The sequence below is a fragment of the Streptomyces fractus genome (genome assembly GCF_049844455.1).
In the GTDB taxonomy this organism is placed as follows: Bacteria; Actinomycetota; Actinomycetes; order Streptomycetales; family Streptomycetaceae; genus Streptomyces; species Streptomyces fractus.
In genome coordinates, this window is the sequence record NZ_JBMYHI010000002.1 from 4,644,448 (window position 1) to 4,670,366 (window position 25,919).

20 protein-coding genes are annotated in these 25,919 nt (G+C 70.0%); 9 read left to right on the forward strand and 11 right to left on the reverse strand.

The window, feature by feature from the left end:
- Positions 1-93: 93 nt before the first annotated feature.
- The 5 genes from ACP4E5_RS23075 (at position 94) to ACP4E5_RS23095 (ending at position 5,823) form a co-directional block, all read left to right on the forward strand.
- A complete protein-coding gene (locus ACP4E5_RS23075) occupies positions 94-936 on the forward strand; it encodes a M24 family metallopeptidase (protein ID WP_425831608.1) in 843 nt (280 codons plus the stop codon).
- Between the two features lie 11 nt (positions 937-947).
- Positions 948-2,726 (forward strand): SDR family oxidoreductase, encoded by a 1,779-nt coding sequence (locus tag ACP4E5_RS23080; protein ID WP_425841589.1) that lies wholly within the window; start codon positions 948-950, stop codon positions 2,724-2,726.
- Complete coding sequence (locus ACP4E5_RS23085; RefSeq protein ID WP_425831610.1) at positions 2,723-3,676, forward strand: MerR family transcriptional regulator; 954 nt, start codon at positions 2,723-2,725, stop codon at positions 3,674-3,676. Before ACP4E5_RS23080 ends, ACP4E5_RS23085 begins: the two co-directional genes overlap by 4 nt.
- 195 nt (positions 3,677-3,871) lie before the next feature.
- Positions 3,872-4,825, forward strand: a complete 954-nt coding sequence (locus tag ACP4E5_RS23090; RefSeq protein WP_425831612.1) for an LLM class flavin-dependent oxidoreductase — start codon at positions 3,872-3,874, stop codon at positions 4,823-4,825.
- Between the two features lie 89 nt (positions 4,826-4,914).
- Positions 4,915-5,823, forward strand: coding sequence for an HAD-IIB family hydrolase (locus tag ACP4E5_RS23095; protein WP_425831614.1), 909 nt, complete (start codon positions 4,915-4,917; stop codon positions 5,821-5,823).
- A gap of 47 nt (positions 5,824-5,870) precedes the next feature.
- Here the strand turns inward: ACP4E5_RS23095 and ACP4E5_RS23100 are convergent, their stop codons facing one another.
- The 6 genes from ACP4E5_RS23100 to hisC form a co-directional block, all read right to left on the reverse strand.
- The gene (locus ACP4E5_RS23100) at positions 5,871-6,920 is read right to left on the reverse strand and encodes a M23 family metallopeptidase (protein ID WP_425831616.1); all 1,050 of its coding nucleotides are present in this window, start codon (positions 6,918-6,920) and stop codon (positions 5,871-5,873) included.
- Positions 6,921-7,105: 185 nt separating this feature from the next.
- Complete coding sequence (locus ACP4E5_RS23105) at positions 7,106-8,836, reverse strand: GAF domain-containing sensor histidine kinase (RefSeq protein ID WP_425831618.1); 1,731 nt, start codon at positions 8,834-8,836, stop codon at positions 7,106-7,108.
- 73 nt (positions 8,837-8,909) lie between these two features.
- Entirely contained in the window at positions 8,910-12,410 is a 3,501-nt protein-coding gene (cydD, locus tag ACP4E5_RS23110) for a thiol reductant ABC exporter subunit CydD (protein ID WP_425831621.1), read from the reverse strand.
- 30 nt (positions 12,411-12,440) lie between these two features.
- On the reverse strand, positions 12,441-13,445 hold the full coding sequence (gene cydB, locus ACP4E5_RS23115) for a cytochrome d ubiquinol oxidase subunit II (RefSeq protein WP_425831623.1): 1,005 nt from the start codon (positions 13,443-13,445) through the stop codon (positions 12,441-12,443).
- 13 nt (positions 13,446-13,458) lie between these two features.
- A complete protein-coding gene (locus ACP4E5_RS23120; RefSeq protein ID WP_425831625.1) occupies positions 13,459-15,033 on the reverse strand; it encodes a cytochrome ubiquinol oxidase subunit I in 1,575 nt (524 codons plus the stop codon).
- A gap of 203 nt (positions 15,034-15,236) precedes the next feature.
- A complete protein-coding gene (gene hisC / locus ACP4E5_RS23125; RefSeq protein WP_425831627.1) occupies positions 15,237-16,316 on the reverse strand; it encodes a histidinol-phosphate transaminase in 1,080 nt (359 codons plus the stop codon).
- A gap of 367 nt (positions 16,317-16,683) precedes the next feature.
- Here hisC and ACP4E5_RS23130 point away from each other — a divergent pair, with 367 nt between their 5' ends.
- From ACP4E5_RS23130 to ACP4E5_RS23140, 3 genes are all read left to right on the forward strand, one after another.
- A complete protein-coding gene (locus ACP4E5_RS23130; protein WP_425831629.1) occupies positions 16,684-17,796 on the forward strand; it encodes a LacI family DNA-binding transcriptional regulator in 1,113 nt (370 codons plus the stop codon).
- Positions 17,797-18,015: 219 nt separating this feature from the next.
- Positions 18,016-19,092 (forward strand): metallophosphoesterase, encoded by a 1,077-nt coding sequence (locus ACP4E5_RS23135; RefSeq protein ID WP_425831631.1) that lies wholly within the window; start codon positions 18,016-18,018, stop codon positions 19,090-19,092.
- Positions 19,093-19,274: 182 nt separating this feature from the next.
- Positions 19,275-20,105 carry a hypothetical protein gene (locus tag ACP4E5_RS23140; RefSeq protein ID WP_425831633.1) on the forward strand — a complete coding sequence of 277 codons (831 nt, stop codon included), beginning with the start codon at positions 19,275-19,277 and terminating at the stop codon, positions 20,103-20,105.
- Positions 20,106-20,218: 113 nt separating this feature from the next.
- On the opposite strand, the gene thiC is transcribed toward ACP4E5_RS23140, so the two are convergent.
- Positions 20,219-21,994 carry a phosphomethylpyrimidine synthase ThiC gene (thiC, locus tag ACP4E5_RS23145; RefSeq protein ID WP_425831635.1) on the reverse strand — a complete coding sequence of 592 codons (1,776 nt, stop codon included), beginning with the start codon at positions 21,992-21,994 and terminating at the stop codon, positions 20,219-20,221.
- Positions 21,995-22,228: 234 nt separating this feature from the next.
- On the opposite strand from thiC, the gene ACP4E5_RS23150 reads away from it, so the two are divergent.
- Positions 22,229-23,566: a YibE/F family protein gene (locus ACP4E5_RS23150; protein WP_425831637.1), complete on the forward strand. Its 1,338-nt coding sequence runs from the start codon at positions 22,229-22,231 to the stop codon at positions 23,564-23,566.
- Between the two features lie 58 nt (positions 23,567-23,624).
- Here the strand turns inward: ACP4E5_RS23150 and ACP4E5_RS23155 are convergent, their stop codons facing one another.
- The 4 genes from ACP4E5_RS23155 to ACP4E5_RS23170 all read right to left on the reverse strand — a co-directional run bounded on the left by ACP4E5_RS23155 (position 23,625) and on the right by ACP4E5_RS23170 (position 25,886).
- A complete protein-coding gene (locus tag ACP4E5_RS23155; protein ID WP_425831639.1) occupies positions 23,625-24,089 on the reverse strand; it encodes an SsgA family sporulation/cell division regulator in 465 nt (154 codons plus the stop codon).
- A gap of 100 nt (positions 24,090-24,189) precedes the next feature.
- On the reverse strand, positions 24,190-24,966 hold the full coding sequence (locus tag ACP4E5_RS23160) for an IclR family transcriptional regulator (RefSeq protein ID WP_425831641.1): 777 nt from the start codon (positions 24,964-24,966) through the stop codon (positions 24,190-24,192).
- A 187-nt stretch (positions 24,967-25,153) separates the two neighbouring features.
- Entirely contained in the window at positions 25,154-25,369 is a 216-nt protein-coding gene (locus tag ACP4E5_RS23165; RefSeq protein WP_425841591.1) for a DUF5326 family protein, read from the reverse strand.
- Between the two features lie 199 nt (positions 25,370-25,568).
- Positions 25,569-25,886, reverse strand: a complete 318-nt coding sequence (locus ACP4E5_RS23170) for a cupin domain-containing protein (protein WP_326018612.1) — start codon at positions 25,884-25,886, stop codon at positions 25,569-25,571.
- Positions 25,887-25,919: the final 33 nt, after the last annotated feature.

Here is a 25,919-nt window from a genome sequence, read left to right on the forward strand (position 1 = left end):
TTGTCACATTCATCAGTGTCAAGTTACGAACGCGTACGGCGACGGGCCGGTCACGAGACCGGGGCGGCGGCCGTGACCGGGACGGACGGTGGCATGACCTCAGCGGTGGTACGTGAACTCTCGGCGGAACTGCGGGGGTTCAGAGAGGTGCAGAGACTCGCGTACGCGTGCGCGGAATCGGTCGCGGCGCAGCTGAAGCCGGGCGTGACCGAGCGCGAGGCGGCGCGGATGCAGCGGGAGTGGCTGCGCGAGCGCGGGGTGCGGGACTGGTTCCATCTGCCCTTCGCCTGGTTCGGGGACCGCACGGCGTTCGTGAACTTCCGTGTGCCGCTGCAGTTCTTCCCGACGAACCGGAAGCTGGAGGCGGGGATGCCCTTCATCCTCGACATGGCTCCGGTCCACCAGGGCTACACGGCGGACATCGGCTACTCGGGCTGCCTCGGCCTCAACCCCGTGCACGACAAGCTGCTTTCGGACCTCCAGGCGCACCGGGAGCTGATCCTGCGCGAGGTGCGCGAGCGGCGCTCCCTGCGGGAGATCTACGAGGATGTGGAGCGGTTGATGGTCCGCCAGGGCTACGCGAACCGGCACCGGGCGTATCCCTTCGGCGTGATCGCGCACAAGGTCGACCGGGTCAAGGAACGGCGCGTGAACCCCACGCTGTTCGGCTTCGGCACCCAGTCGCTGAAGGGCCTCGCGAGCGACGCGCTGCACGGGCACCGGGACGGCTGGTCGCCGCTGTGGTCGCCGTACAAGTTCTCCGACCATCCCCCGCGGCCGGGTCTTTGGGCGGTCGAGCCCCACCTCGGATTCCGGGGCACGGGCGCCAAGTTCGAGGAGCTCCTCGTGGTCACCGACTCCAAGGACCCGCAGGAGAGCGCCTTTTGGCTGGACGACGATCTGCCGCACGTGCGGCGCTGGGCGGAGGGCATCTGATGACGGACCTGATGAGGATCGACGGCGCGCGCGAGCGCCGGGTGCGCACGGGCGGCATCGAGCTGTGCGTCGTCGAGCTGGGGGAACCCGGCGGGTCCGAGCGGCCGACGGTGGTGCTCGTGCACGGTTACCCGGACTCCAAGGAGGTGTGGTCGGAGGTCGCCGCGCGCCTCGCGGAGAACTTCCATGTGGTGCTCTACGACGTACGCGGACACGGCCGGTCGTCGGCTCCGAAGCCGCTGCGCGGCGGTTTCACCCTGGAGAAGCTGACCGACGACTTCCTGGCGGTCGTCGACGCGGTGAGCCCGGACCGGCCCGTGCACCTGGTGGGGCACGACTGGGGCTCGGTGCAGGCCTGGGAGTTCGCCACGGTCAAGCGCACGCAGGGCCGCATCGCGTCCTTCACGTCGATGTCGGGCCCGTCCCTCGACCACTTCGGGCACTGGATCAAGCAGCGCGTGAAGAAGCCCACGCCCGCCAAGGTGGGCCAGCTGCTCGGCCAGGGCGCCAAGTCCTGGTACGTGTACATGCTGCACACGCCCGTGCTGCCCGAGCTCGCCTGGCGCGGTCCGCTCGGCAAGCGCTGGCCGAAGATCCTGGAGCGCGTCGAGCGGGTCCCCGCGGGCGACTATCCGACGTCGTCGCTGCCCTCGGACGCCGCGCACGGGGCCTGGCTGTACCGGGACAACGTACGGGCGCGACTGCGGCGCCCGCGCGAGGACGCGTACGCGCACGCGCCCGTGCAGCTCATCACGCCGCTCGGGGACGCCTTCCTGTCGCCGAAGCTGTACGACCAGCTGGAGCTGTGGGCACCGCAGTTGACGCGCCGCGTGCTGCCGGCCAAGCACTGGGTTCCGCGCACCCGGCCCGACCAACTCAGAGCCTGGATCACCGAGTTCGTCACCGCGCACGAGGGGCAGGAGGCCGGGGTGCCCGCGCCGCGCACGGCGGCCGACGGGAAGCACGCGGACCGGTTCGCCGGTCAGCTGGTCCTGGTGACCGGCGCGGGCAGCGGCATCGGCCGGGCCACCGCGTTCGCCTTCGCGGAGGCCGGCGCGCGGGTGGTCGCCGTCGACCGGGACGCCGAGAGCGCCGCGCGGACCGCCGAGCTGTCCCAGCTCATAGGCGCTCCCGAGGCGTGGGGCGAGACCGTGGACGTCGCCGACGAGCAGGCCATGGAGAAGCTCGCCGAGAAGGTCGCCACCGAGTACGGCGTGGTCGACGTCCTGGTGAACAACGCGGGGATCGGCCTGTCCGGCTCGTTCTTCGACACCACCGCGGAGGACTGGAAGAAGGTCCTCGACGTCAACCTGTGGGGCGTCATCCACGGCTGCCGGCTGTTCGGCAAGCAGATGGCCGAGCGCGGTCAGGGCGGCCACATCGTGAACACCGCGTCCGCGGCGGCGTACCAGCCCTCGAAGGCGCTCCCCGCGTACTCGACCTCCAAGGCCGCCGTCCTGATGCTCAGCGAGTGCCTGCGCGCCGAGCTGGCCGGGCAGGGCATCGGGGTCTCCGCGATCTGCCCCGGCCTGGTGAACACGAACATCACGGCGACGGCCCGCTTCGCCGGGGTCGACGCCGAGGAGGAGCGGCGCCGCCAGAAGAAGTCCTCGCGCCTGTACGGCCTGCGCAACTACCCGCCGGAGAAGGTCGCCGACGCGATCCTGGGCGCCGTCGTGCACAACAAGGCGGTCGTCCCGGTCACCCCGGAGGCCCGCGGCGCCCACTTCATGTCCCGCTTCACGCCCAAGGCCCTGCGCGCGGTCGCACGGATGGAGCCACCACTGTGAGCACCGACGCCCCGGAGGCACGGGAGAGGGCGGAGGAGTCGACCGCCGAGTACCGGATCGAGGACCTCGCCCACCACAGCGGCGCCACGGTCCGCACCATCCGCGCCTACCAGGACCGTGGACTGCTGCCGCGGCCCGAGCGGCGCGGGCGGGCCAATGTGTACACGGACACGCATCTGTCCAGGCTGCGCCGGATCGCCGACCTGCTGGACCGCGGCTACACCCTGGCGTCCATCAAGGAGCTGCTGGAGGCCTGGGACGCGGGGCGCGGCCTGGGCGGCGTGCTCGGTCTGGTCGCGGAGGTGGACGGCCCGTGGACGGACGAGCGGGCGGGACGCATCACGCGCGCGGAGCTGGACGAGAGGTTCGGCGGCGAGCCCGACGAGGCCGCCGTGCGGGACGCGCTCGAACTCGGCGTGCTCGAGCGCGTACCCGGGGCGGACGACGAGTTCCTCGTTCCGAGCCCCCAAGAGCTGGCGGTCGCCGCCGAGTTGCACGCTGCCGGCGTTCCGCTGTCCGCAATCTCCGGGCATCTACGGGAGTTGAGGGGTCACGTCGAACATATAGCGGCGCGTTTCCTGGAGTTCACCACCGAACACGTCTTCGCGCGCTATCTCGGGCCGCAGCCACCGACGGACGCGGAAGCGGCCGAGGCGGCCTCGCTCGTGCGGCGACTTCGGCCGCTCGCACAGCAGTCCGTGGACGCCGAACTCGCCCGTGCGATGCGGATGTTCGCCACCCAACACCTCCGCCGCCACCTTGCGGAGGGGGCGGTCGCCGAGACGGTGAATGAGCCGCAATCCGTCGCCATACCGGCGGAGACAATGCGGGCTGTACGCGGGCTTGTTGGCTCCGAGCACGTCTCGGCGTTCATCGTCGCGGCTGCCGAACGCGAGGTACAGACAAGGACATTGGACGCATTGACCTCAAATGCCAACAATAAGCCTTAAGTTGACCAAAGGGGCGCTCCTGCTTGAGAGTTGTCCACAGAATCGCCAACTGGCCTGTGGATAACTGGACTTGGCTGTGGATCAAACATGCGGGCCAAAATTTCTGGATTGAATCCTCGGGAATCCGAGGGGAACCCGAGGAGACCGAGAGCGCTCCGGGCGAGATGCGAGAGAAATCCGCATACGCTCGCAGGCATGAACGAGAACGCTCCCGCCACCCCCTCCCGCCCGCTGCGCCTGAGCACCGTGATCCTGCCTCACCGCCGCTGGCACGAGGGCGCCCGCGAGACCTGGCTGCGCGCGGAGGAGCTGGGCTTCCACACCGCGTACACGTACGACCACCTGTCCTGGCGCGTGCCGTTCCGGGACGGACCGTGGTTCGGGGCCGTCCCGACGCTGACGGCCGCGGCGACCGCCACCGAGCGGATCCGCCTGGGCACCCTCGTGACCTCGCCGAACTTCCGGCACCCCGTCACCCTCGCCAAGGAACTGCTCTCGCTCGACGACATCTCCGGTGGCCGGATCACGCTCGGTATCGGCGCCGGCGGCACGGGTTTCGACGCGAGCGCCCTCGCGCACAGCGGGCAGGAGCCGTGGACGCCGCGCGAGCGGGCGGACCGTTTCGCGGAGTTCGTCCCGCTGCTCGACCGGCTGCTCACCGAGGACACCGTCTCGTACGACGGAACCTTCTACTCGGCGGGCGGCGACGTCGGCGCGCAGAACATCCCCGGCTGCGTGCAGCGCCCCCGGCTGCCGTTCGCGGTGGCCGCGACGGGCCCGCGCGGACTGAGGCTCGCCGCACGGCACGGGCAGGCGTGGGTGACGACCGGCGACCCGAAGCTGTACGAGACGGGCACCCCGGAGGAATCGATTCAGGCCATTCGCGGGCAGATCGCGAAGCTGGCCTCCGCGTGCGAGGCCATCGGCCGCGACGCGGACGAACCGGACAAGATCCTGCTCACCGGATTCACCCCGGACCGCGCCCGCCCGCTCACCTCCGTCGACGCCTTCGTGGACTTCGCGGGCAGGCACCGGGAGCTGGGCTTCACCGAGCTCGTCCTGCACTGGCCGATCCCCGACACCGACTTCGCGGCCGACCAGAAGACCTTCGAGGCGATCGCCACGGAGGCCCTGGCCCAACTCGGCTGATCGGGACCCCGTCACGCCGGGATCCGGGCGGGGCGCGTGAGCCAGGTGCGTACTCATCTGTGCGCCCCGCAGCACGCCCGTGCGCGCATATGCGCGACCATGGGGCGGTGACCTCACCGACTCCCGGGCCCCGGACTCCGGCCCCCTCCGCCCCCACTCCCCGGCTGATCGCCACGGACCTCGACGGCACGCTGCTGCACGACGACAAGACCGTTTCGCCGCGTACGGTCGCCGCGCTCGCCGCCGCGGAGGAGGCCGGCATCGAGGTCTTTTTCGTGACGGGCCGCCCGGCCCGCTGGATGGATGTCGTCAGCCACCATGTGCACGGCCACGGCCTGGCGATCTGCGGCAACGGCGCCGCCGTCGTGGATCTGCACGGCGACGCGGGCGAGCACCGCTTCGTCAAGATCCGCGAGCTGACGGTCCCGGACGCGCTCGACGTCGTGCGCATCCTGCGGGAGACCGCCCCCGGCACCACCTTCGCCGTCGAGCGCACCGGCGGCCTGCACCACGAGCCGGGGTACCCGCCGCTGCACCTGGACCCCGGAGAGACGGTCGCCCTCGCGGAGAAGCTGCTGGCCGCGGACTTCGAGGGCGCGGCCGTCGCGGACCAGCCGGTGCTCAAGCTCCTCGCGTACCACCCCGAGCTCGACCCCGACGCGTTCCTGGCGCTGGCCCGCGGGGGTGTGGGCGACCGAGCGGCCATCACACGGTCCAGCCCGAGCGCGCTCCTGGAGATCAGCGGCCCCGGCGTCTCCAAGGCGAGCACGCTCGCCATGTGCTGCGCGGAACGCGGCATCGCGCCCACCGAGGTGGTCGCCGTGGGGGACATGCCCAACGACATGGAGATGCTCGCCTGGGCGGGCACGTCCTACGCGATGGGGAACGCGCACCCCGAGGTCCTGGCCTCGGCGACCGGTCGTACGGCGACCAACAACGAGGACGGCGTGGCCCGCGTCATCGAGGACATCCTGGCCGCGCACGCCCCCGCCCGTTAGCTCCACGCCGCTCGGCAGCTTCTCGCCGCCCGGTGGCTCCACGCCGCCTACAGCTTCACGTGGCGCTCGGCGAACCACTTCACCGGGTCCACCCCGGACCCCAGATACGGCGTGAGCCGCACCTCGAAGTGGAGGTGCGGCCCCGTCGAGTTGCCGGTGGTGCCCGACTGGCCGAGCCATTGCCCGGCGCGGAGCTTCTGCCCCTGGTCGACGGTGACCGCGGCGAGGTGCGCGTACTGCGTGTAGTAGCCGCCGGGGTGCCGCACGACGACCTCGATGCCGAAGGCCCCGCCGCAGGACACGCTCACCACGCGGCCCGCGCCGACCGCCCGCACCGGCGTGCCGATGTCGACCGCGAAGTCCTGCCCGGTGTGCCGGTGCGACCAGTGCGCGCCCGCACTGTCGAAGCCCGCGGACAGCTCGTACTTCTCCACAGGAGGCAGCCACGCGCGCGTAGTTGAATTTTTCGGCTCCTTGAGGCGCACGGCGCCCCGGCACTTCCCGGCGGTGACCGACGCGTCCGCCTGCCCCTGGAGCTTCCATCGCGCCGCTTCGAGTTTGGTCTCGATGCCCTTCTTAAGGATGACGAGCCGTGCGTTGCGCTCCTTGAGGGAGCGCCATGCGTCCGCCGCCCTGCGCTGTCCGTCCGCGAGCTTGCGCTCCGCGCGTCTGCTCTCGTCCACCGCGTTGTTGAGAGCCAGGTCGGCCTGCCAGACCGCTCGTTGACCGTGCATCAGCTTCTCGGGGTTCCCGGCCAGCAGCATCTGCGCCGTGATGGGGATGTCGCCGCCGCTGCGGTACTGGGCGCGGGCGATCCGGCCGAGGTCGTTGTGGAGCACGGAGATCTGCCGCCGCTCCCGCACGAGCAGCCGCTCCGTCGCCCGCGCCTGCGCCTCCTGCACGGAGGCGGCTTTACGGCCCGCTTCGTAGCGCTGCGTCGCCGTGGACGCCTCCTCGTAGAGGCGCGCGACGTCCGCGCTCGCCTCGGGTCCCTCCGCGCCCTCGGAGACCGTGGGCGGGCCACCGAGGGCCACGCGGGCGCACAACAGCACCGGGAGGACGAGCGATGTGCTGGTTCGGCGTGGTCCATGACGCATGCATCGGATCGTCGGCCGCCGCACGCCGGGCCACCTGTGGGGCTGGTACGGCCGAGGGAACGGGTGCCCCGTACGGCGCAGGAACGTACCGCCAAACCGGGTCGGGCGGGGTCGGCCCGCGGCACGTACGCCCGCAGCACGTACGCGCGCAGCCCGCACACGCGCGGACCGTACGCCCGCAGCCCTCAGTGAGGCGCCTGCCACACCACGGTCGTGCCGTGCCCGTCGAGCCCCGGCCCGTGCCAGCTGGCGCCGCCGAGCGACTCGGCCCGCTTCTGGAGGTTCTTCAGGCCGCTGCGCCGGCCGCCCTCCTTGATGCCCACGCCGTCGTCCGCGACCGTCAGGCGGACGCCCTGGCACCCGTCGGGGAGGACCACGTCGGCGTCCACGACGACGTCGATACGGTCGGCCTCCGCGTGCCGGAACGCGTTCGAGAGGGCCTCGCGCAGCGCCGCGATGAGGTGCTTGCCCGTGAGCTCACCGACGACCGTGTCGACGGGCCCGAGGAAGCGGTGCGAGGGCTTGAAGCCGAGCGGCACGGCGGCCATGTTGATCTCGCGGAGCACCTTGGTTCGCAGGCCCGACGGCGCCTCGGCCGGCCCTTGCTGGAGAGCGAAGATCGCGGTGCGGATCTCCTGGATCGTGGTGTCGAGCTCGTCGACCGCCTTGCCGACGCCGGTCTGCACCTCGGGCACCACGGAGCGGCGCTGAGCGGTCTCCAGCATCATCCCGGTGGCGAAGAGGCGCTGGATGACGAGGTCGTGCAGGTCGCGCGCGATCCGGTCGCGGTCCTCCAGGACGGCGAGACGCTCCCGGTCGCGCTGCGCCTCCGCCGAAACCAGGGCGAGCGCGGCCTGGGACGCGAACTGGGTGGCCAGGGTGCGCTCCGCCTCGGAGAAGGGACGCTGCCCACGCGCGCGGGTCATCACCAGCGTCCCCAGGACGCGCCCACCGCTCTGGAGGGGAAGCATCATGGACGGCCCGTAGTCCTGCGCGAGACCGGTCAGCATGCGGGGGTCGGTGGCCGCGTCGTCGACGAACACGGCCTGTCCTTCGAGCAGTTCGGAGATGATCTCGCTCTCATGCGGCACGATCACGCCGAGTGCGGCGGAGGGCACGTCCGAGTCGACAGCGACGATCTCCATGCCGTCGTCCTCCGCGGGCAGCATCACTATTCCGGCCGCCGAGTCGGAGAGATGCCGGGCCTGCTCGGCGACGACTTGGAGCGCGTCGTCGGCGTCGCCGCCCGAAAGGAGCGCGGTGGTCACCGCCACCGAGCCGTCGATCCACCGCTCGCGCTGCTTGGCCGCTTCGTAGAGACGCGCGTTGCCGATGGCGATGCCCGCCTCCGTGGCGAGCACGCGGACCATGTGCATGTCGTCGTCGTTGAACTCGCCGCCGTCGTGCTTCTCCGACAGGTAGAGGTTTCCGAAGATCTCGCCCTGTACGCGGATCGGGACGCCCAAAAACGTGTGCATCGGCGGATGGTGCGCCGGAAAGCCGCAGGAGCGCGGGTCGTCCGCGAGGTTCGCGAGGCGTACGGTCACGGGATCGTGGATGAGCGCGCCGAGCAGCCCCCTGTGCCCGTCGGGCAGCCGCCCGATGCGCCGCGCGGTCTCCTCGTCGACCCCGGTGTAGACGAAGTCCGAGAGCCCGTCGCCGTCCTCGGCGACGACGCCGATCGCGGCGTACTTGGCGTCGGTCAGTTCGGCGGCCGTCTCGCAGATCCGGTCGAGCGTGGTGTGCAGCTCGGGGCCTGTGCCCACGGAACGCATCGCTTCCAGGAGCTGCGGCAACCGGGCGGTCAGCTCGGCCGACAGCCCGTGCAGGCTGCGTGTCGCCTCGGTCGCCGCCTCCAGAGAAGCCGCGGCGGGCTCGTCGGCGGATGAGGCGCCGGGGTCCGTGGGTGCTGCCATGCGACGAGCCTAATTAGTGCCAATTGGCGAGGAAAGTCGGGATCCGGGGAGGCGGACGAGCCGAGGCGGGTCCTCAGCTCTCCGCGACGACCAGCGCCTCCGCCGCGCCCTCCCGACGCCGAAGCTCCCGAAGCGGCCCGTCGACCGCGACGAGCTCGGCGTACGGACCGCGCTGGGCGACCCGGCCTCCGTCGAGCACGAGGACCTCGTCCACGGCCTCCAGACCGGCGAGCCGGTGTGTGATCAACACCGTCGTCCGCCCCTGCGTGGCGTCCAGGAGATCCGCGGTCAGCGCGTCCGCCGTCTCCAGGTCGAGGTGTTCGGCGGGCTCGTCGAGCACGAGGACGGGGAAGTCGGCGAGCAGCGCGCGGGCGAGCGCGAGCCGCTGCCGCTGGCCGCCCGAGAGACGCGCGGCGTGCTCACCCACCAGGGTGTCGAGCCCGTCCGGCAGCGCCTGCGCCCACTCTCGAAGTCGTACGCGGCCGAGGACCGCCCACAGGTCGTCCTCGTTGGCGTCCTTCTTGGCGAGCAGCAGGTTCTCGCGGAGGCTGCTGTCGAAGAGGTGCGCGTCCTGGGCGCACAGCCCGACGAGCCGCCGGACCGCGTCTCCGTCGAGGGCCGACGCGTCGACTCCGCCGAGCGTGTACGTCCCGGCGTCCGCGTCGAGGAAGCGCAGCAGCACCTGGGCGAGGGTCGTCTTGCCGGATCCCGACGGGCCGACGACGGCGACGCGACGGCCGCGCTCCAGCGTCAGGTCGAGGCCGGCGAGCGCGTCCCGCTCCTGGCCCTCGTAGCGGGCGGTGAGACCACGCACGGCGAGCGGGAAGGGGTCCTGCGGCGCCTGTGCGGGCCGCTCGGGCTCGCGTACGGGTTCCGGCGCGTCGAGGACCTCGTAGACCCGCTCGGCGCTCTTGTGGACGCGCTGGCGGTGCTGCACGGCGAGCGGCAGGCCGAGGACGGCCTCGAACGCGGCGAGCGGTGTGAGGACGACGACCGCGAGCGAGACCCCGTGGAGCTGCCCGGTGCGCACGCCCTGGATGCCGACGAGCGCGGCGGCCGCCACCGTCAGGCCGGTGATCAGCGCGGTGAGCCCGTCGCCGAGCGCGGTCGCGGTGGCGGCGCGCGAGGCGATCCGCGTCAGCACGGAGTCGGCCTCCGCGGCTTCCTTCGTACGTCGCGGCAGCGCGCCAGAGACCGTCAGTTCGGCGGTACCGGTGAGCAGTTCGGCCGCCAACGCGCCGAGCACCCCGCGCGCGGGGGCCAGCCTCCGCTCCGCGCGCCGGGACACCGCGCCCGACAGCAGCGGCACCCCGACCCCGGCGAGCAGCAGTCCCACGGCGAGCACGGCGCCCGCGGCGGGCAGCAGCCACGCGGTGAACGCCACCGACCCCACGCCCACGAGCGCGGCGACCGACGCGGGCAACAGCCAGCGCAGCCAGTAGTCCTGGAGGGCGTCCACATCGGCGACGAGCCGGGAGAGCAGGTCGCCGCGCCTCTGCGTGCGCAGTCCGGCCGGTGCGAGCCGCTCCAGGCGCCGGTACACGGCGACCCGGGTGTCGGCCAGCATCCGCAGCACCGCGTCGTGCGACACGAGCCGCTCCATGTACCGGAAGATCGCGCGCCCGATGCCGAACGCGCGCGTGGCCGTCACCGCGACCATCAGGTAGAGCACCGGCGGCTGCTGCGAGGCCCGCGAGATCAACCACCCGGACGTCGCCATCAGGCCGACCGCGCTGCCGAGCGCAAGCGCGCCCAGCAGCAGGGCGAGCGCGAGCCGGGAGCGGCGAGGCCGGGCGGCGTCGCGCAGCCGTGCGAGCACATGGCGCCGGTCCACCGGCACGGCGCCGCGCGCCTCCACCGGGACGGCCTCGACAGCATCGGCGAAGGCCTGCGCGGACGGGCTCCCCTGCGCCGCGCCACGCGCCTGTGCCGGCACCGCGCGGGGCGCCTCGATCCGTACGACCCGGTCGGCGACGGCGAGCAACGCGGGACGGTGCACGACGAGCAGCACGGTCCGCCCTACCGCAAGCCTGCGCACCGCGTCGACGATGCCCGCCTCGGTCCCGCCGTCGAGCGCGGCCGTGGGCTCGTCGAGCAGCACGACCGGCCGGTCCGCGAGGAACGCCCGCGCGAGCGCGAGCCGCTGCCGCTGCCCGGCGGAGAGCCCAGCCCCGTCCTCCCCGAGCACGCTCTGCACGCCTTCGGGCAACGCCTCGACGAACTCCAGGGCCCCGGCCTCCCGCAGCGCGGAGAGCACCGCGGCGTCATCGGCCTCGGGCCGCGCGAGCCGTACGTTGTCCGCGATCGAACCGGCGTACAGCTGCGGCCGCTGCGGCACCCACGCCACGCGCGCGTGCCACGCCTCGCGCGACACCTCGGTGAGGTCGGCGCCGCCGACGGAGATCCGCCCACTACAAGGACGTACGAAACCCAACAGGGCACTGATCAGCGTCGACTTGCCCGCTCCACTCGGTCCGACGAGGGCCACCGTCTCGCCCTCGGCCACCGTGAAGGAGACACCGGAGACGGCCTCCGAAGACCGCCCTTCGTAGCGGACAGAAACGCTTTCGAACCCGATCCCGCCGGCCGAAGGGACGTCCCGCTTGCCGGCCTCGGGCAGCGGCGACTCCAGCACCGCGAAGATCTCCTCCGCCGCGGCGAGCCCCTCGGCCGCCGCGTGGTACTGCGCGCCCACCTGCCGCAGCGGCAGATACGCCTCGGGCGCGAGCACCAGAATCACGAGCCCGATGTACAGATCCATCTCGCCGTGCACGAGCCGCATGCCGATGGTCACGGCGACGAGCGCGACCGACAGCGTGGCCAGCAGCTCCAGCGCGAACGACGAGAGGAAGGCGATCCGCAGGGTGCGCATCGTCGCCCTGCGGTACTCGCCGGTGATCTTGCGGATGGACTCGGCCTGCGCCTTGGCGCGGCCGAACACCTTCAGGGTCGGCAGGCCGGCGACCACGTCCAGGAAGTGCCCCGACAGGCGCGACAGCAGCCGCCACTGACGGTCCATCCGGGACTGGGTCGCCCATCCGATGAGCATCATGAAGATCGGGATGAGGGGCAGGGTGCCGACGATGATCGCCGCCGACACCCAGTCCTCGGTCACGACGCGGGCGAGCACCGCCACCGGGACCACCACCGCGAGCCCCAACTGCGGCAGATAGCGCGAGAAGTAGTCGTCGAGAGCGTCCACGCCGCGCGTCGCGAGCGCCACGAGAGACCCGGTGCGCTGCCCGCTCAACCACCCCGGACCGAGCAGCGAGGCCCGCTCCAACAACCGCCTGCGCAGCTCCGACTTGACCGCCGCGCTCGCCCGGTGCGCGGCCAGCTCGGTCAGCCAGGCCACGACCCCACGCCCGGCCGCGACCGCCAGCAACAGCAGCAGCGGCGTGCGCAGTTCGGCCACGTCGAGGCCGTGCTGGAACGCGCCCACCACGATCTCGGCGATGAGCATCGCCTGCGCGATGACCAGGCCCGCCCCGGCGGCACCCAGGAGCACCACCGCGATCATGAAGAGGCGAGCGGCCCGGCCGTACCGGAACAGGCGCTGGTCGATCGGTTTCACGTGAAACACACCCTCACGTCGTGGTGGAGCTCAGTGCGCTTCGGCAGGAATGTGGTTCGTGCCGAGCCGCTTGCGGAACACCCAGTAGGTCCAGCCCTGGTAGAGCAGAACCAGCGGCGTCATGATCCCGGCGACCCAGGTCATGACCTTCAGCGTGTACGGGCCCGAGGACGTGTTGTCGATCGTCAGGTTCCACGCGTCGTTGAGCGAGGACGGCATGACGTTCGGCGCCAGGGACAGGAAGATCACCGCCACCACGGCGGCGATCGCGATCCCGTTGAACGAGAACGCCCAGCCCTCACGCCCCTTGGCGTTGAACGCGAGCGTCCCGAGCAGCCCGACGACCGCCACGGCGAACGCCACCGCGGTCCACACCGTTCCGCGCTCGACCTGGATCCAGGCGAGGAACCCGCCGCCCAGGAGCACGGTGGCCACACCCGACTTCGTCGCGAGCGCACGCGCCCGCACCCGGATGTCGCCCTCCGTCTTCAGCGCGGTGAACACGGCTCCGTGCAACGTGCACACGGCGGTGAAGGCAAGCCCGCCGAGCAGTCCCCACCAGGTGAGCAGGTCGGCGAACGAACCGGCGAAGTCCTGCTGGGAGTTGATCGGCACGCCGTGCACCATGTCGGCGAACATCACGCCCCACAGGAACGGCAGCAGCAGCGAGCTGACGAAGAGCACCAGCTCCCAGTTGCGCTGCCAGCTCTCCTCCGGCCGCTTGTGCCGGTACTCGAAGGACAGCACGCGCACGATCAACAGCAGCAGCGCGAGCACGAGCAGCATGTAGAAGGCGCTGAAGAACGTCGCGTACCAGACGGGGAACGCGGCGAACATCGCGCCGGCCGCGGTGAGCAGCCACACCTCGTTGCCGTCCCACACCGGACCGATGATGTTGATCAGCACACGCCGCTCGGTCCTGTCGCGCGCGAGCAGGCGTGTCAGGATGCCCACCCCGAAGTCGAAGCCTTCGAGGAAGAAGTAGCCGGTCCACAGAACGGCGATCAGAAGGAACCAGAAGTCGTTGAGGCCCATGGCGTCTCTCCTCTCAGTACGCGAAGGTCAGTGGCTTGTCGGCATCGTCGTCGTCGGAGTCGTCCCCCGAAGGACCACGCAGCTTCGGGTCCTTGGTGGGCGGCTCCTCGTCCGTGTCCGGACCCTTGACGGCGTACTTCTTCATCAGCCGCACGTTGATCCAGAACAGCACCGCGTACAGCAGGGTCAGCGCGGTCAGCGAGATCGCCATCTCGGTCTGACTGACGCCGGGGGAGACCGCGTCCCTGGTCTTGAACAGGCCGAAGACGGCCCAGGGTTGCCGGCCCATCTCCGTGAAGATCCAGCCGATGGAGTTGGCGATGAAGGGGAAGATCAGCGAGGCCATGCCGACCCGCCAGCCCCACTTCGTGACGGTCGGGCCGAGCTCGATCTTGTTGGTGAGCATCAGCTTGGGGATCTCGTCCTCACCCCTTCGATGCTCGGGCAACAGCCATCGCCGCTTCCGCGTCAGCCAGAACCCGGCACCCGCGGCGACGGCCGCGGTGAGCCCGATGCCGATCATCAGGCGGAAGCCCCAGAAGGTGACGAAGATGTTCGGGACGTAGTCCTTGGGCTGGCCGCCGTACTTCTCGGCCTCGGCCTTGGCGGTCTCGTGGATGCCCGGGACACAGCTGTGGAAGTTGCTGTCGGCCAGGAAGGACAGCAGCCCCGGAAGCTCTATCTCGACGGAGTTGCGCCCCTGCGTCACATCGCCGACCGCGAAGATCGAGAAGGGGGCGGGGCATTCGGTGTCCCACAGGGCCTCGGCCGCCGCCATCTTCATCGGCTGCTGCTTGAACATCACCTTGGCCAACTGGTCACCGGAGAGGGCGACGAGAACACCCGCGATCATCGTGGTGACCAGGCCGATCCGCAGCGAGCTGCGCAGCGTGATGGTCCGCTTGCGGTCGACCTGCTCGCCGGCGTCCTTCTTCTTCTTGATCTTCCAGAGCAGGTAGCTGGCGACGCCGATCATGAAGGCTCCGCCCGTCAGGAAGGCGGAGGAGACGGTGTGCGCAAACTGGACGACCGCGGTGTTCTGGAAGAGAACGTGCCCGATGTCGTTGAGACGGGCCACGCCGGTCTGCTTGTCGATCTCGTAGCCGACCGGGTGCTGCATCCAGGAGTTGGCCGCCAGGATGAAGTAGGCGGAGGCGAGCGTGCCGATCGACACCATCCACATGCAGGCGCAGTGGAGCTTCTTCGGCAGCTTGTCCCAGCCGAAGATCCACAGTCCGATGAAGGTGGACTCGAAGAAGAAGGCGATCAGCGCCTCCATCGCGAGCGGAGCACCGAAGACGTCACCGACGAACTTCGAGTAGTCCGACCAGTTCATGCCGAACTGGAACTCCTGCACGAGACCGGTCGCCACACCGATCGCGATATTGATCAGGAAAAGCTTCCCCCAGAACTTCGTGGCGTGGAAGTACTTCTCCTTGCCTGTACGCACCCATGCCGTCTCCAGGCCCGCCGTGAGCGCGGCCAGAGAGATCGTCAGTGGGACGAACAGGAAGTGGTAGACGGTGGTGATGCCGAACTGCCATCGCGCCAGGGTCTCCGGCGCGAGGGCGATCGTTGTCGGGTCCACTGCGTCTTCTCCTTACATCGCCGTGGTCACAGCGGCAGTTTGCCCCTTTAATCCCACAAATCCTGGGAGGAACCAGGACACGCTTGTGAACGCGTTCACATTCACAAGCATTATGTCGTACTGGTGGTCGGCATACGAAGGGGGGGCCCCCGTTAATACGGGAGACCCCTGTCACTACGATCCGCGCCCCAACGCGCGGCGCCCTACAGCTCCTTGCGGAACTCCTCGGCCGTCCGCAGGAAGATGTCGTTGGCCTCGGTCTCCGCGATCGTGGTGCGCACACCCTCGCCCCCGAACGGCCGCACGACCACACCCGCACGCTCACAGGCCGCCGCGAAGTCCATCGTCTTCTCCCCCAGGCGCAGCCATACGAAGTTGGCCTGCGTCTCGGGCACCGTCCAGCCCTGCGCCCGCAGCCCCTCGACGACCCGCGTGCGCTCGGCCACCAACGAGCCGACCCGGCCGAGCAGCTCGTCCTCCGCGCGCAGCGAGGCGACCGCCGCGTCCTGCGCGAGCTGGCTCACGCCGAAGGGGACCGCGGTCTTGCGCAGCGCCGCCGCGACCGGCTCGTGCGCGATGGCGAAGCCGACGCGCAGGCCCGCGAGCCCGTACGCCTTCGAGAAGGTCCGCAGCACCGCCACGTTCGGCCGGTCCCGGTAGATCTCGACGCCGTCCGGCACCTTGGTGTCGCGGATGAACTCGCGGTACGCCTCGTCGAGCACCACCAGGACATCGGAGGGCACCCGGTCGAGGAACCGTTCCAGCTCGGCCCGCCGGATGGCGTTGCCCGTGGGGTTGTTGGGGTTGCAGACGAAGATGAGGCGCGTGCGGTCGGTGATCGCGTCGATCATGGCGTCGAGGTCGTGGTCCTCGCTCGGCGTGAGCGGCACCTGCACCGACTTCGCGCCGCTGATCTGCGTGATGATCGGGTACGCCTCGAAGGACCGCCACGCGTAGATGACCTCGTCACCCGGCCCCGAGGTCGCCTGGAGCAGCTGCTGCGCGACGCCGACCGAGCCGGTTCCCGTGGCCAGATGCGTGACGGGCACACCGAAACGGTCGGACAGCTCGTTCATCAGGCCGGTGCACGCCATGTCCGGGTAGCGGTTGAAGGACCCGGCGGCCGCGATCGCCTGCTCCATCACTCCGGGCAGCGGAGGATACGGATTCTCGTTGGAGGACAGCTTGTACGCCACCGGCCCCCCGGCCGCGGCCGGCTTGCCGGGCTTGTAGGCAGGGATCCCCGCCAGCTCCGCACGCAGCTTGGGGTTGATCTCGCTCACCGCAGTCCTCCTTGTGGGCACCGTTCCAATACTGCTCACCTTAAGAGGATTCGCCGCACTCCCCAATGGCGAGGGTCCCGGGCCCTCCCCAAGGCGTACGGAGAGGGGGGAGCGCCCCTCTTCCTGGCGCGCGCCGGTGGCTCACGCCGTGGCGCGCATCACCCGTGAAGGTGAGTTGAGACCTACTCGCAACATCGCCGACTTGGCAGGCCCATGCGTGACGACAAGCGAAGTGCCATAGCCCAGCCGTTCAACTCCCTTTTATTTCAAGGTTGATGATGGGTCATCACCTTGCAGAAACGTGCCTGTCAACGCCTGCATATGCGCCCCCACCATGCAGGCGAATGAGCCCTACTATCGGCTCGCCATGACAGCAGCAGGGAAGCACCAGGTGAGCCGGGCAGAGACGACCCGCAGGGGCACCCGGCCGAGCCGGGCAGGCATCAGAGACGTTGCCGCAGCCGCCGGGGTCTCGATCACGACTGTGTCCGATGCGCTCAACGGTAAGGGCCGGCTCCCGGACGCCACCCGACGCCACGTTCGCGAGGTCGCCGACCGGTTGGGCTATCGCCCCTCCGCCGCCGCTCGCACGCTCCGTACCGGGAAATCGGGCCTCATCGGCCTGACCGTGACGACGTACGGGGATGAACCTTTCACCTTCACAGAATTCGCGTACTTCGCCGAGATGGCGCGCGCCGCCACCTCCGCCGCGCTCGCCCGCGGGTACGCCCTCGTCATCCTGCCCGCCACCTCACGCCACGACGTCTGGTCGAACGTCGCCCTCGACGGCACCGTCGTCATCGACCCCTCCGACCATGATCCGGTCGTCGCCGAGCTGGTCCGCCAGGGCCTGCCCGTCGTCTCCGACGGACGTCCCGCGGGCACCCTGCCCGTGACCGCCTGGGTCGACAACGACCACGAGGCCGCCGTGCTCGGCATCCTCGACCACCTCGCCGAGTCCGGCGCCCGCCGTATCGGCCTGCTCACCGGCACCACCACCGACACGTACACACACCTCTCCACCTCGGCGTATCTGCGCTGGTGCGAGCGGATCGGACAGGAACCGGTCTACGAGTCGTACCCCGCGCACGACCCGTGTGCGGGCGCCGTCGCAGCCGACCGGCTGCTCGCCCGGCCCGACCGCCCCGACGCGGTCTACGGCCTCTTCGATCCCAACGGCACCGATCTGCTCGCCGCCGCGCGCCGCTACGGGCTGCGCGTCCCGGAGGACCTGCTGCTCGTGTGCTGTAGCGAGTCGAACGTCTACGCCAACACGGAACCGCCCATCACCACCCTCTCGCTCAAACCGCGGCGGATCGGGACGTCCGTCGTGCAGCTCCTCATCGACGCCATCGAAGGGGTCGACTCCGACCAGCCGGTCGAACAGGTGATGCCGACGGAACTCATCGTGCGGACCTCGTCCCAGCGGCGCCCGCACCGCACCACGGTCAGCCCTCCCCGCTCTCCGGGACAGAGCTGACCGCCCCACCCGACCCCCTCCACCGACTCATCCGAAGAGAAAAGTCCACACCAATTCGGGAGAAATGCACGGCGATCAGCCGCCCGTCACCGATTCACCACCCCTGGTGCATCACACAGCGCGAGCCGCATTCCTATGATGGGCGCACGACACCGCGGGCCGCTGCGACCAGGCAGTCCGATACGGTGCACAGGCGGCGCAATGGTGGTGGAGGGGTCGATGACTCAGGGGGCCGGTCTGGGACCCGCAGCGGGCACGGAGACGCTGCGCGACTTCCGTGTTCCCGCGTACGTCCATGACGTACCGGCGAACGTGCAGCCGACGGACCCCGCCGCGCCCGCGCCCGGCGCGGACAATCCCGAGGCGTATCCCGACGGGTACACGCCGACCGAGCGCGATCTGCCGGTCATCGACCAGGGCGACACCGCCCCGATCGAGGTCGTGCGGCCCGCGCCCACGGGGGACGAGGGCCTCGGCCCGCTGTACGTCGTCGGCGATGTGCACGGCTACCTCGACGAGCTGCTCGCCGCCCTCCGCGAGAAGGGCCTGATCGACGCGGAAGGCAACTGGGCGGCGGGCACCGCGCGCCTGTGGTTCCTCGGCGACTTCACCGATCGCGGGCCCGACGGGATCGGCGTCATCGACCTCGTGATGCGGCTGTCCGCGGAGGCGGCGGCCGCCGGCGGCTACTGCAAGGCGCTCATGGGCAACCACGAGCTGCTGCTGCTCGGCGCGAAGCGGTTCGGCGACACGCCGGTGAACTCCGGAGCGGGCACCGCCACGTTCCAGGCGGCCTGGTTGCTCAACGGCGGGCAGAAGGCCGACATGGACCGCCTCCAGGACGTGCATCTGCAGTGGATGTCCCGGCTCGACGCGATCGAGATCGAGGACGACCATCTGCTCACGCACTCGGACACCACCGCGTATCTCGACTACGGCGACTCCATCGAGGCCGTCAACGACACGGTGCGCGAGACCCTCACGCGCAATGACGCGGACGAGTGCTGGGACCTGTTCCGCAAGTTCACCAAGCGGTTCGCGTTCAAGGACGAGGAATCGGGGCCCGGCGCCGCGCGTCAGCTCCTCGACGCCTATGGCGGCTCGCGCATCGTGCACGGCCACAGCCCGATCCCGTACCTGCTCGGCGAGGTCGGTGGCGAGGACGGGGACAGCGAGGACAGCAGGCCCCCCGTCGAGGGCCCGCACGTGTACGCGAACGGCCTGGCCATCGCCATGGACGGCGGCGTGACCATGGCCGGAAAGCTGCTCGTCCAGCAACTCCCCATGGATGTCTGAGACTTCACGGGGCAGACGCGAAAACGGAGGATCCGACCGGCCTCCGGGCCAATTTCCGGAAACCCCCTGTCACCGCGTGCCGTGACAGCTCTACCATCGGCTTATCCGTAGCAGGCTCCCCTCCGTTTCTGCCCGACGGCTCGCACCCATGCGGGCCACCAAGCCCTACGGAGCATCGGGGGATGCACATGAACAGCGCTCCGCATTTGCTGAACGAGGACCGTCCCGAGTTCGAGCGGCTCCTCGATGACGCGCTGCGTACCGCACCCAATAGGCCTGAACTCGCCGCAATGGGCCAGCGGCTCAACCCCGAACAGCTGCGCACCATGGCGCTCGGCGCCGCCGCACTGATCAACACGGCGGCTGCCGACGAGTATCAGCGCTACATCAATGTCCGCGAGGAACTGCGCTCCACGCCGCGGCTCCTGCGTCCGCTACGCGAAGGAGGCAACTCCAACTCCAGCGGGGAGAGCACGGGACCGGGCGTCGCCGCGGTCGCCGTCGTGCTCGTCCCGGTCCTGGCCGGGACCGCGGCCCTGATCTTCCTGATCGTCGGCTACGTCCTGAGCATGCTCACCCCGGTGCCGGGCTTCGCCAGGACCCTGCGCACCTTCGGCTGGGTCTTCGGCGCGATCACCGCGGCGAGCATTCTCGTCGCGGCCGTCTGCCTGCTGATCGCGGCGCTGCGCAATGGGTCGACGTCGCTCCAGGCGAGCGCGCACGGCGAGGCGAGTGAGGAAGTGAAGCAGGCCAGGGAGGCCTGGCGCGTCGCGCTCCTGGACCGGGGCATCCTGCCGTTCCTGCGGGACGCTCTGGCGGATCCCTCGGCGGGCGGCGGCTCGCCCCTCGGGGGCCGCGGCGGCTCCGGCGGGCGCATGCCGCAACTCGGCTACAACAGGCCGGGGTTCAGCAGCCCCGACGGCGGCGGCACGGCCACGGGCCAGCGCGCCGGCTATTCGAGCCCGGACTTCTCCAGCCCGGACTTCGGCGGCCCGGACCACCAGCCGGACTGACCCTCCGGCGACCGGGCCAAACCGCCGGGCCGTGACCGCCGACGAGGCCCCTCGTGCACGAGGGGCCCCACCGTCACCTGGCCATGCCTTCACGCCGTCATGCCTTCACGCCGTCAGTCCGCGATCGGCAGATACACGCGATTGCCGGCCTGCGCGAACTCCTTGGACTTCTGCTCCATGCCCTCCTCGATCTCCGAGGATGTGCTGCCGTGTTCGCGCCGGATGTCCTGAGAGATCTTCATCGAGCAGAACTTCGGCCCGCACATCGAGCAGAAGTGCGCCGTCTTCGCGGGCTCCGCCGGCAGCGTCTCGTCGTGGAACTCCCGTGCCGTGTCCGGGTCGAGGGCCAGGTTGAACTGGTCCTCCCACCGGAACTCGAAGCGGGCGTCGGAGAGCGCGTCGTCCCACGCCTGCGCGTCCGGGTGCCCCTTGGCGAGGTCTGCCGCATGCGCCGCGATCTTGTACGTGATGACACCGGTCTTCACGTCGTCGCGGTTCGGCAGGCCCAGGTGCTCCTTCGGCGTGACGTAGCAGAGCATCGCCGTGCCCCACCAGGCGATCATCGCGGCGCCGATCCCGGACGTGATGTGGTCGTACGCCGGGGCGACGTCGGTGGTCAGCGGGCCGAGCGTGTAGAACGGCGCCTCCTCGCAGATCTCCTGCTGGAGGTCGATGTTCTCCTTGATCTTGTGCATCGGGACGTGGCCCGGGCCCTCGATCATCGTCTGCACGTTGTGGCGCTTGGCGATGGAGTTCAGCTCGCCGAGCGTGCGCAGCTCCGCGAACTGCGCCTCGTCGTTGGCGTCCGCGATCGAGCCGGGGCGCAGTCCGTCGCCGAGCGAGTACGTGACGTCGTACGCCGCGAGGATCTCGCACAGCTCCTCGAAGTGCTCGTAGAGGAAGCTCTCCTTGTGGTGCGCGAGGCACCACGCGGCCATGATCGAGCCGCCGCGCGAGACGATGCCGGTCTTGCGGTCGGCGGTCAGCGGCACGTACGGGAGGCGGACGCCGGCGTGGACCGTCATGTAGTCCACGCCCTGCTCGGCCTGCTCGATGACCGTGTCCTTGTAGATGTCCCAGGTCAGTTCCTCGGCCTTGCCGTCGACCTTTTCGAGGGCCTGGTAGAGCGGCACGGTGCCGATGGGGACGGGGGAGTTGCGCAGGACCCACTCGCGCGTGGTGTGGATGTTGCGGCCGGTGGAGAGGTCCATGACCGTGTCGGCGCCCCACTTGGTCGCCCAGGTCATCTTGTCCACCTCCTCCTCGATGGAGCTCGTCACGGCCGAGTTGCCGATATTGGCGTTGACCTTCACCAGGAAACGCTTGCCGATGATCATCGGCTCGATCTCCGGGTGGTTGACGTTCGCGGGCAGCACGGCGCGGCCCGCCGCGATCTCCTCGCGTACGACCTCCGGCGCGACGTTCTCCCGGATGGCCACGTACTCCATCTCCGGGGTGATCTCCCCCCGGCGCGCGTACGCGAGTTGGGTCACGGCCTGGCCGTCCCGGCCGCGGCGCGGCTGGCGCGGCCGACCGGGGAAGACCGCGTCCAGGTTGCGCAGACCGCCGCGCGGCGACGTGTGCTTGACCCCATCGTCCTCGGGGCGGACGGGGCGGCCCGCGTATTCCGCGGTGTCGCCGCGGGCGATGATCCAGTTCTCCCGCAGCGGCGCGAGGCCGCGGCGGACATCGGTGTCGACGGTCGGGTCGGTGTACGGGCCTGAGGTGTCGTACAGCGTCACCGACTGCCCATTGGTGAGGTGCACTTGACGGACCGGCACCTGGAGGTCGGGGCGCGAGCCCCTGATGTACCCCTTGTGCCAGCCGATGGACCGGCCTGTCTCCTCGGTCGAGCTGGAGGCAGGCGTGTGCGCGTCCGTTGTGGTCATGAGACCTACTCCCTACGCCGGCATTACCCGGTAACAGGTTCGGCGGTCGACGCAGCGATATCCGTCCCTGATCACGCAACTCCACGCTGTTTCACGTGAAACGCGCTGGGACGAAGGTCAGCGCCCTCTCAGCCCGGTGCTCCGAGCTCCCGCGGTGGCAAAAGCGGCTCCACGCTAACGTCATGAACGCCGCGTTGGCCAGAGGGCCCCCTCCGTTCTTGCGATGATCTGGCGGTGACCACCAGCAAGCAGCCCCCAGCTCCGCCGTCCCACCCGCCGCACGGGCACTCCCACAGCCACGGTCCGGCGGCGCCTGTCTCGCGGCATCTGCGCAAAGTCATCGCGGCCGTTCTGATCCCGTTCTCGGTCGCGGTCGTCGTGGGCCTCGCGGTGCTCTGGCCGGGCGGCGCACCGGCGCACGAGCGCAGCGGTGTCGGCTTCGACCGGCAGACGCAGCAGGCGACGGTGACCCGGGTCCAGCAGGTCGACTGCTCGTCCGTGCACGCCCAGGGGCAGAGCCCGACCGGGGATCCCACGGCGCAGCAGGGCACCACGGGCGGGCAGAAGACCAGTGGCACCTGCGAGAACGCGACGATCCGGATCGACAGCGGCAAGGACAAGGGCCGCACGTTCACCGAGGTCGTCCAGCCTGATTCACCACGGCAGTTGCACGAGGGCCAGAAGGTGATCGCCGCCTACGCGCCGGACGCTCCGAAGGACCTGCAGTACTCGGTCACCGACGTGAACCGCAAGGTTCCGATGGTGCTGCTGGCCGGGATCTTCGCCGTCGCCGTGGTCGTGGTGGGGCGGATGCGCGGCGTCATGGCACTCGTCGCGCTCGCGATCAGCTTCATGGTCCTGACGTTCTTCATCCTGCCCGCGATTCTGCAGGGGTCGAACCCCCTGGTCGTCGCGGTGGTCGGGGCCAGCGCGATCATGCTGATCGCGCTCTACATGTGTCACGGCCTCACGGCCAGAACCTCCGTCGCCGTGCTCGGCACCCTCGTCTCCCTGCTGCTGATCGGCCTGTTGGGCTCGCTGTTCATCGGCTGGGCGGCCCTGACGGGCAACACCGACGACAACACGGGGCTGATCCACGGCCTGTACCCGGACATCGACATGAGCGGTCTGCTGCTCGCCGGCGTCATCATCGGCTCCCTCGGTGTGCTCGACGACGTGACGGTCACGCAGACCTCTGCCGTGTGGGAGCTGCACGAGGCGAACCCGACGCTGGGCCGACGCGCCCTGTACCGGGCGGCCATCCGCATCGGCCGCGACCACATCGCGTCCGTCGTCAACACGCTCGTCCTCGCGTACGCGGGCGCCGCGCTGCCGCTGCTGCTGCTCTTCTCGATCGCGCAGAGCAGCATCGCCGATGTGGCCAACAGTGAGCTGGTGGCCGAGGAGATCGTGCGTACGCTGGTCGGCTCGATCGGCCTCGTCGCCTCGGTACCGGTGACCACCGCACTGGCCGCGCTCGTGGTCTCCGCCGACCGCCCGGAGGGGCGGGGGCCCGCTGAGGCCGCTCCCGCTCCTGGACGCGGTGGCGGAGGCCGGCGGCGTAAACGCTGAAGGGCGCGGAACTGCTCGGGTGCACCGCGCTGCTGAAGCCGTACGAGCCGATGGGGAGTCAGCCCGCGCTCTGTTCCTCGGCGAGGATCCGGTCGAGGGCCTCGTCGAGATCGGACTCGAAGTCGGCGCCCGTCTCCTCCTGGCCCAGCGGGACGAGCTTGTCCGTCCGGTCGAGGAACGCGACGAGCGGTGCGACCCCGGCCCGGAACAGGGCCTGGTCCGCACCGACCTGGAGCCTGATGTGCACTTCTCCCGGCATCTCGCCGACGGTGCCGCCCACCCGCTCCACCGGTGTGACCTGGACATCCCCTTCGCCACTTGCCCCGTTGACCCCGTCAACGAGGAGCTCCCGGCCGAACGCCCAGGTCACGGGCGCGTCCCCGGGCAGATGGAAGGTCAGCCGCACGGCGTACGGATCGGTGGACTCGTACCGGAGCTCCACCGGAATGCGGAACGAGAGCTCCTCGGAAACGAGGAAGCTCATCATGACCTCTGCCTGAACTGCTTGTACCGACTCGCGCATCGCCTACCCCGTCAACTTGCCGTCGATTGGCCAGGAATCACCTCCCTGACACTGCTGGCATCTTGCTCAACGTACACACAGGATCACAAGGAGTGAGTTTTCAAATGCTGATAGAGAAGGCGAGTGTTCCTACCAGCTTGCCGATCTCGTGCTGCAACTGACGGGCTGTGGGCAGCAGTTTCTCCGCCTGATGGGAAGGGAGAGAAACGGCCAAAGTCGCCGCGGCCGACCCGATCGTCAGCGGAAACGCGGCACAGGCCGTGCCCAGCGCGTACTCCTGGCGCTCGACGACCGGTTCCATGCGGCCCACCCGGCTCAGCTTCCGCAGCAGCGCGCGGTCGTCCCGGACCGAGTACGGGGTGATGGACTGCGCGGGGTAGCGGTCGAGGTGGTCCCTGCGGGCCTCCTCGTCGAGCTGGGAGAGCAGACACTGGCCGATGGCGTGGGCATGGCCGGTCTCCCGGAAGTCGGCCCACTCCTCGACGGCCGGATTGGCCGGAGTGTCGGCGACGGCGACGAGCTCGATCTCGCCGTCCCGGTAGACCGCGAAATAGACCGGGACGCCGATGGTGTCGCGCCAGTGCCGCAGCGCGTCGGTGATCATGCTGCGACGATTCTGCTGTGCTCCACTGCTGCTCAAACGCTCGGTGGCGTCACCGAAGACGAAGACGCCGTTCTCCCGGCGGAGGTATCCCTCGTGAGCGAGCGTGCGCAGCAGGTGGTACGCCGTGGGAAGGGCGAGGCCGGCTTCCCGCGCGAGCTGCTTGGCCGGCGCCCCGTCGTCATGCGAAGCAACCGCCTCGAGCAGTCGCATGGCCCGCTGTACGGAGCCGATGAGTGTCTGCTGGGCGGCGGGTGCGGTATCGACCGTGGCCAAGGTTCACTCCCGATGCGCGTGGGGGACCCCCGCGTATTCGAGGCTCGCAGGGGGCTAAAGCCATCGAATTCCGGACTCTAACCCTTGGCCACCGATTGGCGCCCGCCGCGCAAGGAAACTTCCCCCGGTCGTGCGAAAGGTCGCGCGCCGCAACGACCGGGATCCGCACACAAGTGCGTGCGCGACGTCACCAGTCGCGGCTCCGCGACGTCGAACCGACCATGAACTTCCGCACTACGTAGATGAGTCCGCCCACCAGAGCGGCGAACACGAGCACCTTGAACAGCAGGCCGATCACAAAGCCGACGACGCTCGCGATCAGACCGCCGAACACGACGATGGCGATGACCGGCACCGCGACCCACTTCACCCACCACGGCATGTCCGCGAATATCTCTCGCACTGCCATCGCTCCTTCGTTGTCTCTTCGATGCTTCCGATTCGAAGCCTGTGCTCCGAAGCCTCTGCTCCGGAGCCTCCACTTCGAGCTTCTGAGTCGATGCTGGCACGTCGAAGGCCCGTGCGGGCGCTTCCGATCCCTTGTCCTCCCCTGACCCGCCCCCTAGGGAACCCCGAGGTGGGGCCCGTCCGCAGGGCCGACGTCACCCCTCCGGAGGCGAGAAGACGACGAGGACGCGCAGATCCTCACTGATGTGGTGGAACTTGTGCGCGACACCGGCCGGCACGTACACCACACTGCCGCGGGCGACCTGCGTGGTCTCCATGCCGACCGTGATCGAACCGCGGCCGCTGACCACCAGGTAGACCTCGTCCTGGTGATGCGGCTGCTGCGGGTCCTGCGTGCCCGCGTCGAGCGCGTACAGCCCGACCGACATATTGCGCTCCCGCAGGAACTGCAGATACGCCCCGTCGTTGGCGGCCCTCTCCGCCTCGAGCTCGTCCAACCGGAACGCCTTCATCGCCCTCCACCCCTGTCACCACTCATGTCTGCA

Bases quoted from the DNA above. Each gene is read 5' to 3' on its own strand.
- ACP4E5_RS23075 (WP_425831608.1), top strand. From the start codon at position 94: ATGACCTCAGCGGTGGTACGTGAACTCTCGGCGGAACTGCGGGGGTTC.
- ACP4E5_RS23080 (WP_425841589.1), top strand. From the start codon at position 948: ATGAGGATCGACGGCGCGCGCGAGCGCCGGGTGCGCACGGGCGGCATC.
- ACP4E5_RS23090 (WP_425831612.1), top strand. From the start codon at position 3,872: ATGAACGAGAACGCTCCCGCCACCCCCTCCCGCCCGCTGCGCCTGAGC.
- ACP4E5_RS23095 (WP_425831614.1), top strand. From the start codon at position 4,915: ATGCGCGACCATGGGGCGGTGACCTCACCGACTCCCGGGCCCCGGACT.
- ACP4E5_RS23100 (WP_425831616.1), bottom strand. From the start codon at position 6,920: ATGCGTCATGGACCACGCCGAACCAGCACATCGCTCGTCCTCCCGGTG.
- ACP4E5_RS23105 (WP_425831618.1), bottom strand. From the start codon at position 8,836: ATGGCAGCACCCACGGACCCCGGCGCCTCATCCGCCGACGAGCCCGCC.
- cydB (WP_425831623.1), bottom strand. From the start codon at position 13,445: ATGGGCCTCAACGACTTCTGGTTCCTTCTGATCGCCGTTCTGTGGACC.
- ACP4E5_RS23130 (WP_425831629.1), top strand. From the start codon at position 16,684: ATGACAGCAGCAGGGAAGCACCAGGTGAGCCGGGCAGAGACGACCCGC.
- ACP4E5_RS23135 (WP_425831631.1), top strand. From the start codon at position 18,016: ATGACTCAGGGGGCCGGTCTGGGACCCGCAGCGGGCACGGAGACGCTG.
- ACP4E5_RS23140 (WP_425831633.1), top strand. From the start codon at position 19,275: ATGCACATGAACAGCGCTCCGCATTTGCTGAACGAGGACCGTCCCGAG.
- thiC (WP_425831635.1), bottom strand. From the start codon at position 21,994: ATGACCACAACGGACGCGCACACGCCTGCCTCCAGCTCGACCGAGGAG.
- ACP4E5_RS23155 (WP_425831639.1), bottom strand. From the start codon at position 24,089: ATGCGCGAGTCGGTACAAGCAGTTCAGGCAGAGGTCATGATGAGCTTC.
- ACP4E5_RS23170 (WP_326018612.1), bottom strand. From the start codon at position 25,886: ATGAAGGCGTTCCGGTTGGACGAGCTCGAGGCGGAGAGGGCCGCCAAC.